The sequence below is a fragment of the Rhodococcus sovatensis genome (assembly GCF_037327425.1).
Classification (GTDB): Bacteria; Actinomycetota; Actinomycetes; order Mycobacteriales; family Mycobacteriaceae; genus Rhodococcoides; species Rhodococcoides sovatense.
Window position 1 is genome coordinate 5,573,558 of record NZ_CP147846.1, and the last position, 14,401, is coordinate 5,587,958.

A 14,401-nucleotide genomic window follows, 5' to 3' on the forward strand; every position below is an offset into this window, starting at 1 on the left:
CAATTCCGCCGAACCGCATAGGAGTCACATCATGAAGATCGGAATTCCACGCGAGATCAAGAACCACGAATACCGGGTGGCCATCACTCCGGCAGGCGTGCACGAATTGGTCTCGCATGGACACGAAGTCATCATCGAAACCGAAGCCGGCTCGGGATCGTCCTTCTCCGATACCGACTACAAGGCTGCGGGTGCGCAGATCATCACCTCCGCCGATGAGGTCTGGGAAGCTGCCGATCTGCTGCTGAAGGTCAAAGAACCGATCGCCGAGGAGTACTCGCGACTCCGCGCGGGCCAGGTTCTGTTCACCTACCTGCATCTCGCCGCGTCGAAGCCGTGTACCGATGCGCTGTTGGCGTCAGGTACCACCTCGATCGCCTACGAGACCGTCACAGGGCGCGACGGGTCGCTGCCGCTGCTGGCGCCGATGAGCGAGGTCGCCGGGCGGCTCGCACCCCAAGCCGGGGCGTACCACATGATGGCGAGCGGCGGCGGCCGCGGAGTTCTCATGGGCGGTGTCCCCGGGGTTCGGCCGGCGAATGTCGTCGTCATCGGTGCAGGTGTCTCAGGACGCAATGCCGTCGCAATCGCCCACGGCATGCATGCCGATGTCACCGTGCTCGATCTCAATGTGGCTGCGCTGCGGTCCATCGACGATCAGTACCGGGGCAGCGTCAAGACCGTCGTTTCCAACGCGCTGGAGTTGGAGCAAGCTGTGCTCGCTGCGGACATGGTCATCGGTGCAGTTCTGGTGCCCGGCGCCAAGGCTCCGAAATTGATCTCCAACAGCCTCGTTCAGCGGATGAAGCCAGGCTCGGTGCTCGTCGACATCGCCATCGATCAGGGCGGCTGCTTCGAGGATTCCGTCCCGACGACGCACGACGACCCGACATACCGCGTCCACGAGTCCGTCTTCTACTGTGTCGCCAACATGCCGGGCGCGGTCCCGCGTACGTCGACATATGCGCTGACCAATGCGACGCTGCCGTACGTCGTCGCGCTCGCGGACAAGGGCTGGGAAGCCGCATGCGAAGCTGATCCCGGCCTGAAGAACGGCCTCAGCACTCATGCGGGCGTGCTGCTGTCGGAGTCGGTGGCGGCAGCCTTCGCCTGAGGGTTCGATTACCGCGAATGCCGGCCCGACTTCTTCGGGGCCGGCATCGCCCGGGCAGTGCTTCCTGGTTCCACGGGGCTTCTTGGTTCCACGCGGCTTCCTGGTCCCACGGGGCTTCCTGCCACGCCGCCAGGGCGCGCGAGCAGTGCGGCGATTCCCGTCGTCAACGGGACCGACAGGGCCAATGCGATCCCGCCGACGGACGAGCGCACGATTTCGACCGCCACGGCGTCACCGGTGAGGACATCTTGGATAGAGCGTCCTGCGACGCTGAAGAGCAACAGCAGCGGTAACGCGCCGCCCGCGTACGCAAGAACGAGGGTGTAGACGGTGCTGGCGATGTGGTCCCGGCCGACCCTCATCGCCGACGAGAATATCTGCCGTCGGGTCGCCGTGGCATCGGCCGACGCGATCTCGAACGCGGCCGACGCCTGGGTGATGGTCACGTCGTTGAGGACGCCGAGAGAGCCGATGATGAAACCCGCCAACAGCAGGCCGGTGATGCTCACCTGCTGTATGTAGGCCTGCACGTTGGTGTTCTGTTCCTCGGACAGTCCGGTCAGGTGCGTCATACGGATCGCCACGTAGGACAGCACAGCGGCCAGCGCCATCGACGTGAGAGTGCCGAGGAGCGCAGAACTCGTGCGCAGATTGATTCCGTGTGCCAGATAGAGCACCCCGTACAGAATGATCGAACCGGCGACGAGAGCCACCGGAATCGCCGGCTTCCCATCCAGCAGCGCGGGCAGCATGAATCCGACGAGTACGCCGAACGCGATGATCAGCCCGAGCAGCGCCCGGAAACCGCGCCACCTGGCCACGATGCAGATCACGAGCGCGAACACACCGACGATGACGGCGAGCGGGAGTCCTCGGGCGAAGTCGTTGAACGAGTACTGCGTGGTGCCTGCCGCGTCGGTCTGGCGAACCAGACGAACGCTCTCTCCCGTGCGAATGTCGGGTTGTCCTGGCCCGGGCACAATTTCGATCAGGGTTCGGGTTCCGGCGTTCGGTCCTGAGTCGATCGTCACGATGCTGCGCTGGCACTCGTAACCGCCACCGACGGGTGGCGTCGGGTTGCCGGTGAACACCCGGCCCGCCGATCCGCTGCCGCACGCACCGATGTCCTGGGAGACGACGGTACCGGCTTCGGTCTCGACGGATCCGCCACCGGAAGTCTGAAACGGAAGTGGGACTTCGACGCTCTGCTGGCTCGGCCACAGCGCGACAGCGCCTGCGATCACGGCAATTCCGATGGCGACGAGCAGTCCGATGACGATCCGTGCTGCAACGGGCCCGAGTGGCGCTGATGCGTTGCTGTGTCCGTGTCCATGACCGTGTGACTCCACGGTGCAAGGCTAGTGGCTGCCGGTTACGGCGGGAACGTGTGTGGAGCTCGGTGGCGGGGAGCAGGGGGGGCGTCCCCCGCCACCTTCCTGATCGCCCCGGGGGGGTGGGGTACGACCAGTGCTCGGGCACACAAGGTGCCATGGCCAATGTACAGACGAATTGGCGAAAGTGTGGCTTCACCGCGGTGTTTTTTAGATCACTTTTCAACTACTTTCCCTACTTTCCCGTCAGTTCGCAGGATGAACCGACCGGAAAAGCGAGGAATGCTCTACTGCGAGTACGAAGACAGGAAGTTGCCGAATCGTTCGATGGCTACCGCGAGATCGCGTGCCCACGGCAGGGTCACGATGCGGAGATGATCGTGTCCGGGCCAGTTGAATCCGGTGCCCTGGACCACGAGAATCTTCTCCTGCAGCAGCAGATCCTGGACGAGTTTTTCGTCGTCGTAGATCTCGTGCACCTCCGGATCGAGGCGAGGGAACGCGTACAGCGCACCCCGTGGCTTCACGCAGGACACACCGTCGATCGCGTTGAGCTTCTCCCAGGCGACATCGCGCTGTTCGAGCAGTCGGCCACCGGGCAGGATCAGATCCTCGATGCTCTGGTGTCCGCCGAGTGCCACCTGGATCGCGTGTTGCGCGGGAACATTCGGACACAGTCGCGTCGAGGCGAGTAGGTCGATGCCTTCGATGAAGCCGGCCGCGTGTTCCTTGGGGCCGGTGATAGCGAGCCAGCCGGCGCGGTAACCCGCCACGCGGTACGCCTTGGACAGGCCGTTGTACGTCAGGCACAGCAGATCGGGAGCGAGGCTGGCCAACGACGTGTGTTCGGCGTCGTCGTACAGGATCCGGTCGTAGATCTCGTCGGCCAGCAGAAGAAGCTGATACTTGCGAGCTAGGTCGACGATGCCCTGAAGTACTTCCTTCGAGTACACCGCGCCGGTCGGATTGTTGGGATTGATCACCAGCAGCGCGACGGTCTTCGGCGTGATCTTCGATTCGATGTCGGCGAGGTCGGGGTTCCACCCATTCTCCTCGTCGCACATGTAGTGCACGGCCTTGCCGCCCGACAACGTCGTCATCGCCGTCCACAACGGGTAGTCCGGCGCCGGAATCAGCACCTCGTCACCGTCGTCGAGAAGCGCTTGCATCGTCATCGTGATGAGCTCGGAGACGCCGTTGCCCAAGTAGATGTCGTCGACGTCGAGTTCGGGAAATCCGGGTTCCAGCTCGTACCGGGTGACGATGGCACGTCGGGCGGACAGGATGCCCTTGGACTCGGAGTAGCCCTGCGCGTACGGCAGAGCGGCGATCATGTCCCGGACGATCACGTCGGGTGCCTCGAAGCCGAACGGGGCCGGGTTGCCGATGTTCAGCTTGAGGATTCGGTGGCCTTCCGCCTCCAGCCGCGCAGCGTGGGCGTGTACCGGCCCACGGATCTCGTAGAGCACGTTCTGCAGCTTCGTCGACTGCTGCAGCGGGCGATGTTGACGCGTCTGGTGGATCGTCTGCGGATGGCTCACCCTCCCATCGTGCCAGGTGCGCCCCTGGAACGGCGAGGCATATTCCGCCCGCTGCTACTTGTCGGTAGTGGGTGCGACAATCGAGGGCATGTGCGGACGGTATGCGAGTACACAAACCGACAGCGATCTACGTGCGGTGTTCGACATCGCGGAGACGGTCGGCGACGAGATCCCGCCTGCCTACAACGTGGCGCCGACGCAGACTGTGCGGACCGTCGTCGAACGCGCACCGAAAGACGAACCCGAGACCGGGGCCGTGCGCCAACTTCGGTCGGTGCGATGGGGTCTGATCCCGTCGTGGGCGAAGGACCCGAAGATCGGCAGCCGAATGATCAACGCACGCTCGGAGACCATCACCGAGAAGCCGTCGTTCAAGAAGGCCGCGGCACGCAGGCGGTGCATCGTTCCGGCAGACGGGTACTACGAGTGGGAGAAGCGTGACGGCCAGAAGGTTCCGTACTTTCTGCACTCCGACGGAGTCCTTGCGATGGCGGGATTGTACGAACTGTGGCGTGATCCGTCGAAGTCCGACGACGACCCGGATCGATGGGTGTGGTCGGTGACGGTGTTGACGTCTCCGGCGGCGGACGCGCTCGGGCACATTCACGATCGGTCCCCAGTGGTCCTGCCGGAGGACCTGCGCTCCGATTGGCTGAATCCGTCGATCACCTCACTCGAGTCCGTGCAGGAGATGCTTGCGGCGATCCCCGAACCACGGCTGGTGCCGTACGAGGTCAGTACGGCAGTCAACAGCGTCAGAAACAACGGTCCCGATCTACTGACGCCCGTCGGTTAGTGAAGGCGGCGCATGCAGATCGCGTGCATCTGTGCCCGTGTCTGCTCGTCCAGCGATGCCGCGGCCTGCCCGTCGAGCACAATGCGCAGTCGCTCGAAGTACGACCGGGCAGACAGGCCGAATTCGACGTAGATGTCCTCGTCGCTTCCGCCGCCGTACCGCCACCAAGCCCGACCGAATGCAAGGATGGCCTGATCGAGGTTGTTCGGTACCGTGTCGCGCATTGCTACCCCCAGATGATGTTCTCTCCCTAAATCTTCAGCCACATACTCTCTCCTGCCGGTGAACGTTGCGTTACGACCTTTACGCTGATCGCATGACTCGTGCAGCGTTGCCCTACGGATCCTGGCCGTCACCGATCACCGCTGCGGACCTGTCTGCGAGCGGGCACCCGGTGGAGGGCGGCCGATTCGTAGGCGACCAGATCTGGTGGGCGGAGATGCGGCCCAGCGAAAACGGGCGGACAACTATCTGTCGGAGTTCGGGTGACACGGTCGAGGTACTGCTCGAAGAGCCGTACAACGCCCGCACCCGCGTGCACGAGTACGGCGGCGGCGCATGGACTGTCACCGAGGACGCACGAATCGTCTTCGCTGAGTTCTCCGATCAGCGCGTGTACGTCGCGAAAGCAGGTGAGACGCCAGTCGCACTCACTCCGGCGCCCGAGGTTGCGTCGTCGGTCAGATACGGTGAACTGTCGGTCGTCGGCGACGAAGTTCTCGCTGTTCGGGAAAGCCACGACGGCGCCGATGTCACCCGCGACATCTGCATGATCGCTCTCGACGGTTCCGGCGTGCGCTCACTGGTGTCGGGATCGGATTTCCTGGCGTATCCGCGACTCTCACCCGACGGTTCGGCATTGGCGTGGATCGCATGGAACCACCCGCAGATGCCCTGGGACGGTACCGAACTCCGTGTCGCCGACCTCGCGACCGGAACGTGGAAGACCGTGCTCGGAAGCTCCGAAGAATCGATCCTCCAGCCGGAATGGATCGACGATAACTCGCTGTACGTCATCAGCGACCGCACCGGTTGGTGGAGCATCTACCGCACCGACACAGAGGGTTCTTCGAGCCCTCTGCACGAGTGCGAGTCCGACTTCGGTGCGCCCTTGTGGCAGCTCGGTGCTCGATGGTACTCGGTGCTGGACGACGGGAAACTCTTGACAGTGCGCACATACGGAGTCGACACGCTCGCCGTGTTGGATCCGGAGACAGGTTCGCTGGAGGACATCGATCTCGACGGGTTGACCTCGGTGTCATTGGGTGGGCGCAACGGAACCTCGGTGCTGATCAAAGCCGGAGGAGCACAGAGCCCCAGTGGCCTTCGGCTGCTCGACCTTTCGACAGGGGAACACAGCCTGGTGCGTTCCGGCCTCGAAACCGTTCCCGACGAGGACTATCTACCGCTCGGTGAGCCGATGACCTTCCAGGGCGCGGAGCGTGAGGTGCATGCAATCGCATACGCACCCCGCAGCCCCGAATATCAAGGACTGGACGGTGAATTGCCGCCGTACGTGGCATTCGTCCACGGCGGTCCGACAGCTCACGTCGCACCCGCGCTCAATCCGGTGTTCGCCTACTTCACCAGCCGCGGCATCGGCGTCGTCGACGTCAACTACGGCGGATCGAGTGGCTACGGACGCGAGTACCGAAACAGGCTTCGCGGTCAATGGGGGATCGTCGACGTCGAGGACACCGTCGCAGCGGTACAGGGATTGGCCGACGCCGGGCTGGCGGACCCAGCACGTCTGGCCATCGAAGGGGGATCCGCCGGTGGCTGGACAGTTCTGGCTGCGTTGACATCCTCGGACGTATTCGCGTGCGGAGCATCGTATTACGGAGTCGCCGAGTTGGAGTTGTTCGTAGCCGAGACGCACGACTTCGAGTCCCGCTACATCGACGGTCTGATCGGACCACTCCCGGAAGCCATCGATCTGTACCGCACCCGGGCGCCGGTCAACAACGTCGACGGACTCTCGTGCCCGGTCTTGCTGCTGCAGGGGTTGTCCGATCCGATCGTTCCGCCCTCACAGGCCGAGCGATTCCGTGATGCGATGGTGAAGAAGGGCATTCCGCATGCCTACTTGGCTTACGAGGGTGAATCGCACGGGTTCCGAAAGCTCGAGACGCAGGTGAACGCCCGCGAATCCGAACTGTCGTTCTACGGTCAGGTGCTCGGTTTCACGCCGCCGGGGATTCCGAAGCTAGAGCTGTGGCGGCCTGAGTAGTAGGGCTAGTTGCGCTTGGCTGGGTGGCGGGAGCTTGGACCCTTTTTGCCGAGCTTGGACCCCTGCTCGGACGCGAGCCGATGTCCAAGCTTTGCAAAAATGGTGCTAGGTCAGCCGATCGAACCGGCCGGCGGAGGTGATTGCGCTGCACGGATGGCCGCTGCTCGGATCAGGCGTTCGATGTGCTCGGGATTGTCGAGGTCTGCCCAGGTCAGCCGAACCACCTGCCTCCCGGTAGCGCGGATGCGATCCTCGTGAACCTTTTCCTTCCAGACCACGTCCGACGGTGTTGCTCCCTCGGGAACCAGGCGTCCGTATTTGATGCGGCCATCGAACTCCACCACCGTGTAGATGCCGTCCAGATAGAAGTCGATACGCGCGAACACCCCGTCCGCATCCGCGATCCGAACCTGCAATCGCGGCGTGTAGCCCAACTCGTGCAGAACGATGCGACAGCGGGATTCTCCAACGCTTTCCGATTTCCCGTCCATGAATTCCGCTACTCGACGAGCTTTGCGGTTCGACGGGTGCGTGGGGCACGAATCGAGCACTGCCGCAACCTGTTCGGATGTGACGTTTCTGAGGCGGGCCGCGAGATCAGCCAAGCAGACCGCGTTCTCGAACGACAAGGATCGTGCGACATCGGCGATGGTGCGCGCAAGAGCGGTGACGGGAAGGCCGTCGATGCTGGTGACGTCGGATGCGGAGTACGGCGCCGCATGTACGACGCGCAGCGAGTTGCTTCGGGCGCCACCGGTCCTGTTGCGAGTGATATGTACTCGACCTAGATCCGCGACGGACACTTCGAGGCCGTGAAACACCGCGGCGCTGACGTGGCTGAGGACCGCATCCGCAGCGGTCGACGCGTCCATCATGGACTCTGCCATCACCCGGTGCTTGTCCACGGGCGACAGGGAATCGAATTCGATTCTGCTGACGTACTGCCCGGGGCGTAGCCGACGCCATGTCTTCGTGCGGCAGAAGCGTTGCAGCTCGGAGTCGGTTACTCCACGTGTGAGTGCGTCGGATCGGGAGACGATGCGTGCCATGAGCGAATAGTGGCGATCGGCGAGCGGCTGGACAAGGTCCGATCCACGAAATGTGGATAGAGCCTGCGGCTGTGGATAACTCCCATTTGTGCGCAGTATTCGGGGTGCTCGGCGGAATCGGTGTGGTATCGGACCCGGGTTCGCGAAGCTAGCACCCTTTCTGACAAGCAAGCACCCCTGCTGAGGCGAACAGGGGTGCTTGCTTGGCAAAAACGGTGCCAGGTTACTTCTTTCGGCCCGGAACCTTGGTGCCCGGACGGAATCCGAGACCGCCTGGCTTCGCGGGCGGCGGCGTTGGTGTTCCGTTGGAGCTGTCCGAGTCCGCAGACGGCGCTGAATCCTCAGCTGGTGCCGTAGTCGGAGTCTCCTGAGCGGTCGCTGGTTCGACTGCCTCAGCTGGTGCCTCGGCCGGAGTCTCTTCCACCGCTGGCGCTTCGGCCGCTGGAGGTTCCGTCTGCGCAGCATCCGGAGCGGCAGGCTTGCTCGGAGTACGAGCCCCCGGCTTCTTGAACCCGGACTTGACCGCCAGGCCCTTGGGCTTGACCGTCGGCGTGGACACTGAGCCTTCGGCAGGTGCGGCGGCCTCGGCAGGTGCAGTGGCCTCGGGTGCTGTAGCAGCCGGTGCTTCAGGTGCTGCGGTCTCGGCAGCTGGAGCTGCTGCCTCGGGTGCTGCGGTCTCGGCGGCCTTGGGTGCAGACTGCCCCGGTGCCTTTGCGCCTGGTTTCTTGAAGCCGGATTTGACTGCCAGGCCCTTGGGCTTGACGGTCGGCGTGGACACTGAGCCTTCGGCAGGTGCTGCGCTGGACTCGGTAGGTGCCGCCGCCTCGGGTGCTGCGGTCTCGGCGGCCTTGGGTGCAGACTGCCCCGGTGCCTTTGCGCCTGGTTTCTTGAAGCCGGACTTGACTGCCAGGCCCTTGGGCTTGACCGTCGGCGTCGATTCGGCTGCCTCGGCAGGTGCTGCGGGCTCAGATGCTGCTGCTTTCGCACCCGGAGCCTTGCCCTTGATCGCGAGACCCTTCCCGCCAGGTGCCTTTGCGCCACCCGCCATTCCGAGGCCCTTGGGCTTTGCCGGAGCGGCAGGCGTGGCCGGAGCGTCGTCCGAGGACTCGGCGGCCGGCGATGCGTTGCCGGGGGCCTTCGCTCCCGGAGCCTTGGCGAGCCCCTTCATCTTCAAACCGCCGCCTGCTTTGGGCGCCGGCGCTGTGGGAGCGGACTTCGACTCCGCAGGCTCTTCGACGGGTTGGATGCGCTGGGCTTCTTCGACCTCTGCGGCCTTCTCGGTGACCAACTCCTCTTCGGGAGTGCGCTCGCGCGGAATGACCTTGATGTTCTCCGACAGCACCGATGCATCGACGCGGGTGATCGACTCGAGCATCAACTGCGCGACGTCGACGACCTCGACACCTTCGTGTGCGCCGCCTTCCTGACGCGCGGTGACACCGTCGGTGAGCATGACGCGGCAGAACGGGCAACCCGTAGCGATCTTCTTCGGGTTCATGCTGAGCGCTTCGTCGACCCGGTCGATGTTGATGCGCTTGCCGATGTTCTCTTCCATCCACATGCGAGCACCGCCGGCGCCGCAGCACATCGAACGCTCACCGTGTCGTGGCATCTCCTTGAGATTGGAGCCCGACGCGGCCATGAGCTCGCGGGGAGCGTCGTAGACCTTGTTGTGACGGCCGAGGTAGCACGGATCGTGATACGTGATGTCCTGGCCAACCGTGGCCACTGGGATCAGCTTCTTCTGTCGCACCAGACGGTTGAGGAGTTGCGTGTGGTGGACCACTTCGTAGTCGCCACCGACCTGCGGGTACTCGTTCCCGAGCGCGTTGAAGCAGTGTGCACAGGTGACGACGATCTTCCGCTTCTGCTGCTCGACACCCTCGAACACACTGTTGAGTGTCTCGATGTTCTGCATTGCGAGCTGCTGGAACAGGAATTCGTTGCCTGCACGGCGAGCAGAGTCACCGGTGCAGGTCTCGTCGGCGCCGAGGACCATGAACTTGACGCCCGCGGTAGCGAGGAGTTCTGCGACTGCCTTGGTGGTTTTCTTCGCGCGGTCTTCGTATGCACCGGCGCAACCGACCCAGAACAGGTACTCGTAGTCCTGGAACGAATCTGCGTCCTGGCCGAAGACCGGGATCTCGAAGTCCATCTCGTTGATCCAGTTGAGACGGTCCTTGGAGTTCTGGCCCCACGGGTTGCCCTTGTTCTCGAGGTTCTTGAACAGGCCTGCCAGCTCGGACGGAAACTCCGACTCGATCAGAACCTGGTAGCGGCGCATATCGATGATGTGGTCGACGTGCTCGATGTCCACGGGGCACTGCTCGACGCACGCACCACAGGTGGTGCAACTCCATAGAACCTCAGGATCGATGATGCCGCCCTCGATGGCGTCGGCGACGAGCTTGCGATCGGCCTCGTCACGCGCAGACTGCGGGATCTTGTCGAGCTTGGCCTGATCGGGGTTGCCATCGGCGTCGACGAGTCCGACCTCGTCACCTGCCATGTCTTTCTTACCGCCCGCGAGCAGGTACGGGGCCTTCTCGTTGCCGTGGTCGCGGAGGGACATGATGAGCAGCTTCGGGGACAGCGGTTTGCCGGTGTTCCATGCAGGACACTGGGACTGGCAGCGGCCGCACTCGGTGCAGGTGGTGAAGTCGAGCCAGCCCTTCCAAGTGAAATCCTCGATCTTGCCCGCTCCGAACGCGTCGACATCGGGGTCGGCGTCCTCCATCACGAGGACCTTGCCGCCGGACATCATCGGCTTTGCAGCACCGAGAGCGACGCCGCCGTCGGCCTCGCGCTTGAAGTAGATGTTGGGGAACGCGGTGAAGCGGTGCCAGGCGACCCCCCAGTTGATGTTGCGTCCGACGATCAGCAGCCAGATCATGCCCGTCATCAACTTGACGAATGCGAAGACCGAGACCATTTCGGGGCTGGCAGGCAGAAGCTTCGCGACCTGCATCGTGAAGAAGTCGGAGTATGCGTTCGCGTGACCGTAGGTGGCGATCTTGCCGGCCTTCACCAGGATCATGCCGAGGCCTTCGAGGAGGACGATGCCCTCGATGACGTACGCGACCTTCATCCGCGAGCCGCCGAAGCGTGACTGACGCTCGGGCTTGCGGGGGTGATTGAGCTGGCGGATGACGATGAGCGTCATGATGCCGACGACCGTGCCGATGCCGAGGAGTTCGTCCCAGAGATGCCAGGCGAATGTGTTGCCGAAGATCGGCCAGTGGAACTCGGGGTTGAACGTCTGACCGTAGGCCTCGAACCACAGCAGGAATCCGCCGAGGAACCCGACCATGACCAGCCAGTGGGCCCAGCCGACGGTCCTGAACTTGGTCATCCGGGTATGCAGGATGAACTCGATCATCATCTGCTTGAAACGCGGAATGAACGGGCGAAGTCGGGTCTTGTCCGGCTGACCCTGAGCGATGGCCGCAACCATCTTCCAGATTCCGCGGAAGAAGTAGCCCCAGCAAACAAGGCTCAGGAGGAATCCGACCGTGCCCAACGTGATCGTCAGGGCGTTCATGTAAGCGGCCTTTCGTTCATCGGCAGCAAGAGCCACCTTTGGGTCAGCCTAAGAGTAGCGATGCTACCCGTCGGTAACAAGTCCGTAGCTACCCGTGGGTAACTTAGTGGCGACGCCTGGCGGGCTGCTGGTAGGTCGCCGGATGGGCCTCTCTTCGCGGCTGGCTGAACCGGTCAGTAGGTTGTGTCCTGTAGGTCACGTTATGCGTAGTGTTTCGCAGGGTCGCCAAGAAGGCAGTCCTAAGTTGGGTTCACAGAATGCAGTGGCAGTTCGAAAAGTGCTGTGCGACGTCTTGTACTGGCGGTTTGTGCGGAGAGTGTCGGTTGTCCGAATTACCCAGTGGGGCTTTTGGTAACCAGTGGGACTCGCATTGATGCCAGGACGATAACGCTTGGTCGGAGTTGTGGGTTATGCTGCTGCCGCACCGATTAACTCGCGGATTCGGTCTGGGTGTATCTGCGGCTGACAGGCTGCTCTTAGCTCGGTACTGCAAGGCTCGACTGCATAGAAACGGAACATTCTCTACATGAAACTCAGCAAACTGGTCGTTACGTCGGTGCTCGTCGCCGCTGCGATGGGTCTCGCCAGCGGTACGGCCTATGCAGATCCGACCCCGGACGCTCCCGCTACCACGGAGAACATCAACTACGAATCGAACCTGGAAGACCGCACGATCGTCACGACGATCGACGCCGGTGTCTTCAAGGTCGCCGACGACGGCAAGACCGTCGACGTCCTCGATTCCGCTGACAAGGTAGTCGTCACGCTGCCGCTGTCGTTCAACCTGGGCGGGCTCAACTTCCCGTACGAGCAGAACGTCACCGACAACGGCAAGACGCTTCGTCTCGTTCCTCAGCTGGACCTGACCAAGGCGTCGGCCAACTCGCGCAGCCTCGGCGCCACCCCGGTCGCATCGACCGAGGAGAACCTGATCGCTCAGCAGACCTTCGCGACGCAGCTGGGTATCGCTACGGCAATCGGTGGGTTCACCGGAACGGCAATCGGCTTCGGCGTCGGCCTGCTTGGCTTCGCGGGCGGTGCGATCGGTCTCGCTACTGTCCCGCTCGCAGCAACAGTCGGCGGCATCATCGGCACGATCGTCGCCGGTGGCCCCACCCTGGTGGTTGCAGGCATCGACCTGATCAACACCCTCCAGGCAGCACCAGGCACGTCGAAGTTCGCAGACGCAGCCAACAAGTAGACATCCACGAAAGCGGCCCGTCACCGGAAGGTGACGGGCCGCTTGTGCGTTGCGTGGGTCTAGCCGAATCGAATACCGGGCGACGCCAAATTGATTGCCTCGATCACGATTACGGCTGCATAGCCGAGGAGATCGAAGCCGACGCCGAGAAGTGCGAGCATGAGGGGTATGCCTTCCAGTCGAGTGGTGCAGGCGCGAGGCGCCGCCGGTTGATCGGTACGTGGGTACCTGACTGCACGGTGATCATACGACGCATCAGGCCCGGGGATCGTGCCGCCACACGCGTCGGGGGCAGTGCAACCGAACGGCGAATGGGGCAGTGCCACACAGTAAATGGCTATCAGTGACTCTCACCTGTTTGAATGAATGTTTTCGCGTTATTTACAAACTCTTGGTAAATTGAATAGCGTGGAAACGGGCGTAGAGACGGTTGTAGCTCGAATTCGCACCGACCCGCAGTCGATCCTCGCCGAATGGCATGAGCTCGCAGAGCGCGTCGGCACGGTCTTCTCTTCCCGACCCGGCTTCGTGTCGAACGTTGTGGAAGCGACAGCGCTCGCGTGTGAATACGTCGAGGTCCGTCGAGGGGGTCGACTCGCTGCGCTTGCGGCGCTCTCGAAGTTCAAGCGCGGGCCGTTCACGCTCGCCAAGGTGGTCGGCACCGGTTTGGGTGTGCCACTGGAAATTCTCAGTGACGGCCCCGAGGCGTCGGATGCGCTCCTGCGAGCCATTGCCGATCAGGGCTACATGTTGTCTGCAGATTCGATGATCGCGAACGACCTCACCATGCAGCGATTGTTGATGCATGCGTCGTGGAACGTGCATGCACCGATCCGCGAGAGCGTCCCAGTTCTCGAGCTGGCGGATGGGCAGAAGGCGTCGAGCATCAGAAGTGCGAAGTCGCTGAAACGCCTTCGGCAGTACCGGCGCGGAGTCACGGCATTCGACGTCGAGATGGTGACGGGCGTCGAGCATCTGGAATCCCGTTGGGCCGACATCGAACGGGTCGCGGCGTCTGCGGTCGAGCGGAACGGCAGGGTCAATTACCTCGTTCCGCCGCACGGTGAGTTCGCGAAGAGCTTTCTCCTCAGCGAAGCGCGTGCCGGCACACTCTGCGTCATAGGTCTGGTGATCGACGGTGTCTGGAGCGCACATGAGGTCGGGCTCCGCACAGGCACGCGAATGGAAGGCTGGCTGACGCACTACGACGCCGGGATAGGAAAACTGCAGCCGGGCCATCAGATGATCGAGTGGTTCGCCGACCATCACGACGAACTCGGCGTCCGTTGGCTGGACCAGGGAGTCGGCATCAATCGAATCAAGACGACGTGGGCGAATTCCGGGTACGACGTTCTCCGGCTGTCTGCGGTGCCGAATGCGTGGGTGCTGTCAGGAGCAATGCTTCGAATTCTCTATACGGCACCTCGGGTCTTGTCGAGCGTCGGAGGTGCCGCCGCGCGTGTGGGACGCCGCCGGTGACGTCACTCTCGAGGCGGTAGAGCGTCCTCTGGAATCGGCGGCAGAAAGTTGATTGCGCTCTGCCACAGCGCAACCGCGTGCTCGGCAAGCTGAATCCAGACCATCGTGAAAGCAGGCAT

10 protein-coding genes are annotated in these 14,401 nt (G+C 63.0%); 5 read left to right on the forward strand and 5 right to left on the reverse strand.

Features of this window, described 5'->3' with window-relative positions; genetic code table 11:
• The first annotated feature begins 31 nt into the window (after positions 1–31).
• Entirely contained in the window at positions 32–1,114 is a 1,083-nt protein-coding gene (ald, locus tag WDS16_RS26095; protein ID WP_338888939.1) for an alanine dehydrogenase, read from the forward strand.
• 8 nt (positions 1,115–1,122) lie between these two features.
• On the opposite strand, the gene WDS16_RS26100 is transcribed toward ald, so the two are convergent.
• The gene (locus WDS16_RS26100) at positions 1,123–2,463 is read right to left on the reverse strand and encodes a YibE/F family protein (protein ID WP_338888941.1); all 1,341 of its coding nucleotides are present in this window, start codon (positions 2,461–2,463) and stop codon (positions 1,123–1,125) included.
• Between the two features lie 269 nt (positions 2,464–2,732).
• Positions 2,733–3,986: a pyridoxal phosphate-dependent aminotransferase gene (locus tag WDS16_RS26105; RefSeq protein WP_338888943.1), complete on the reverse strand. Its 1,254-nt coding sequence runs from the start codon at positions 3,984–3,986 to the stop codon at positions 2,733–2,735.
• 88 nt (positions 3,987–4,074) lie between these two features.
• On the opposite strand from WDS16_RS26105, the gene WDS16_RS26110 reads away from it, so the two are divergent.
• A complete protein-coding gene (locus tag WDS16_RS26110) occupies positions 4,075–4,782 on the forward strand; it encodes an SOS response-associated peptidase (RefSeq protein WP_338888945.1) in 708 nt (235 codons plus the stop codon).
• Here WDS16_RS26110 and WDS16_RS26115 read toward each other — a convergent pair.
• Positions 4,779–5,006, reverse strand: coding sequence for a DUF3263 domain-containing protein (locus tag WDS16_RS26115; RefSeq protein ID WP_338888947.1), 228 nt, complete (start codon positions 5,004–5,006; stop codon positions 4,779–4,781). The genes WDS16_RS26110 and WDS16_RS26115 overlap by 4 nt on opposite strands.
• Positions 5,007–5,098: 92 nt before the next feature.
• On the opposite strand from WDS16_RS26115, the gene WDS16_RS26120 reads away from it, so the two are divergent.
• Positions 5,099–7,012, forward strand: a complete 1,914-nt coding sequence (locus tag WDS16_RS26120) for a prolyl oligopeptidase family serine peptidase (protein ID WP_338888949.1) — start codon at positions 5,099–5,101, stop codon at positions 7,010–7,012.
• 110 nt (positions 7,013–7,122) lie between these two features.
• Here the strand turns inward: WDS16_RS26120 and WDS16_RS26125 are convergent, their stop codons facing one another.
• Both WDS16_RS26125 and WDS16_RS26130 read right to left on the reverse strand, forming a co-directional pair.
• Positions 7,123–8,061, reverse strand: a complete 939-nt coding sequence (locus WDS16_RS26125; RefSeq protein ID WP_338888950.1) for a hypothetical protein — start codon at positions 8,059–8,061, stop codon at positions 7,123–7,125.
• A 223-nt stretch (positions 8,062–8,284) separates the two neighbouring features.
• A complete protein-coding gene (locus WDS16_RS26130; RefSeq protein WP_338888951.1) occupies positions 8,285–11,602 on the reverse strand; it encodes a heterodisulfide reductase-related iron-sulfur binding cluster in 3,318 nt (1,105 codons plus the stop codon).
• Positions 11,603–12,128: 526 nt separating this feature from the next.
• Between WDS16_RS26130 and WDS16_RS26135 the strand changes: the two genes are divergently transcribed.
• Positions 12,129–12,803, forward strand: a complete 675-nt coding sequence (locus tag WDS16_RS26135) for an ammonium transporter (RefSeq protein WP_338888952.1) — start codon at positions 12,129–12,131, stop codon at positions 12,801–12,803.
• Between the two features lie 408 nt (positions 12,804–13,211).
• A complete protein-coding gene (locus tag WDS16_RS26140; protein ID WP_338888954.1) occupies positions 13,212–14,282 on the forward strand; it encodes a GNAT family N-acetyltransferase in 1,071 nt (356 codons plus the stop codon).
• The last annotated feature ends 119 nt before the right edge of the window (positions 14,283–14,401 follow it).

Coding starts and splice junctions, on each gene's coding strand:
- ald (WP_338888939.1), top strand. CDS start 32: ATGAAGATCGGAATTCCACGCGAGATCAAGAACCACGAATACCGGGTG.
- WDS16_RS26110 (WP_338888945.1), top strand. CDS start 4,075: ATGTGCGGACGGTATGCGAGTACACAAACCGACAGCGATCTACGTGCG.
- WDS16_RS26115 (WP_338888947.1), bottom strand. CDS start 5,006: ATGCGCGACACGGTACCGAACAACCTCGATCAGGCCATCCTTGCATTC.
- WDS16_RS26120 (WP_338888949.1), top strand. CDS start 5,099: ATGACTCGTGCAGCGTTGCCCTACGGATCCTGGCCGTCACCGATCACC.
- WDS16_RS26125 (WP_338888950.1), bottom strand. CDS start 8,061: ATGGCACGCATCGTCTCCCGATCCGACGCACTCACACGTGGAGTAACC.
- WDS16_RS26130 (WP_338888951.1), bottom strand. CDS start 11,602: ATGAACGCCCTGACGATCACGTTGGGCACGGTCGGATTCCTCCTGAGC.
- WDS16_RS26135 (WP_338888952.1), top strand. CDS start 12,129: ATGAAACTCAGCAAACTGGTCGTTACGTCGGTGCTCGTCGCCGCTGCG.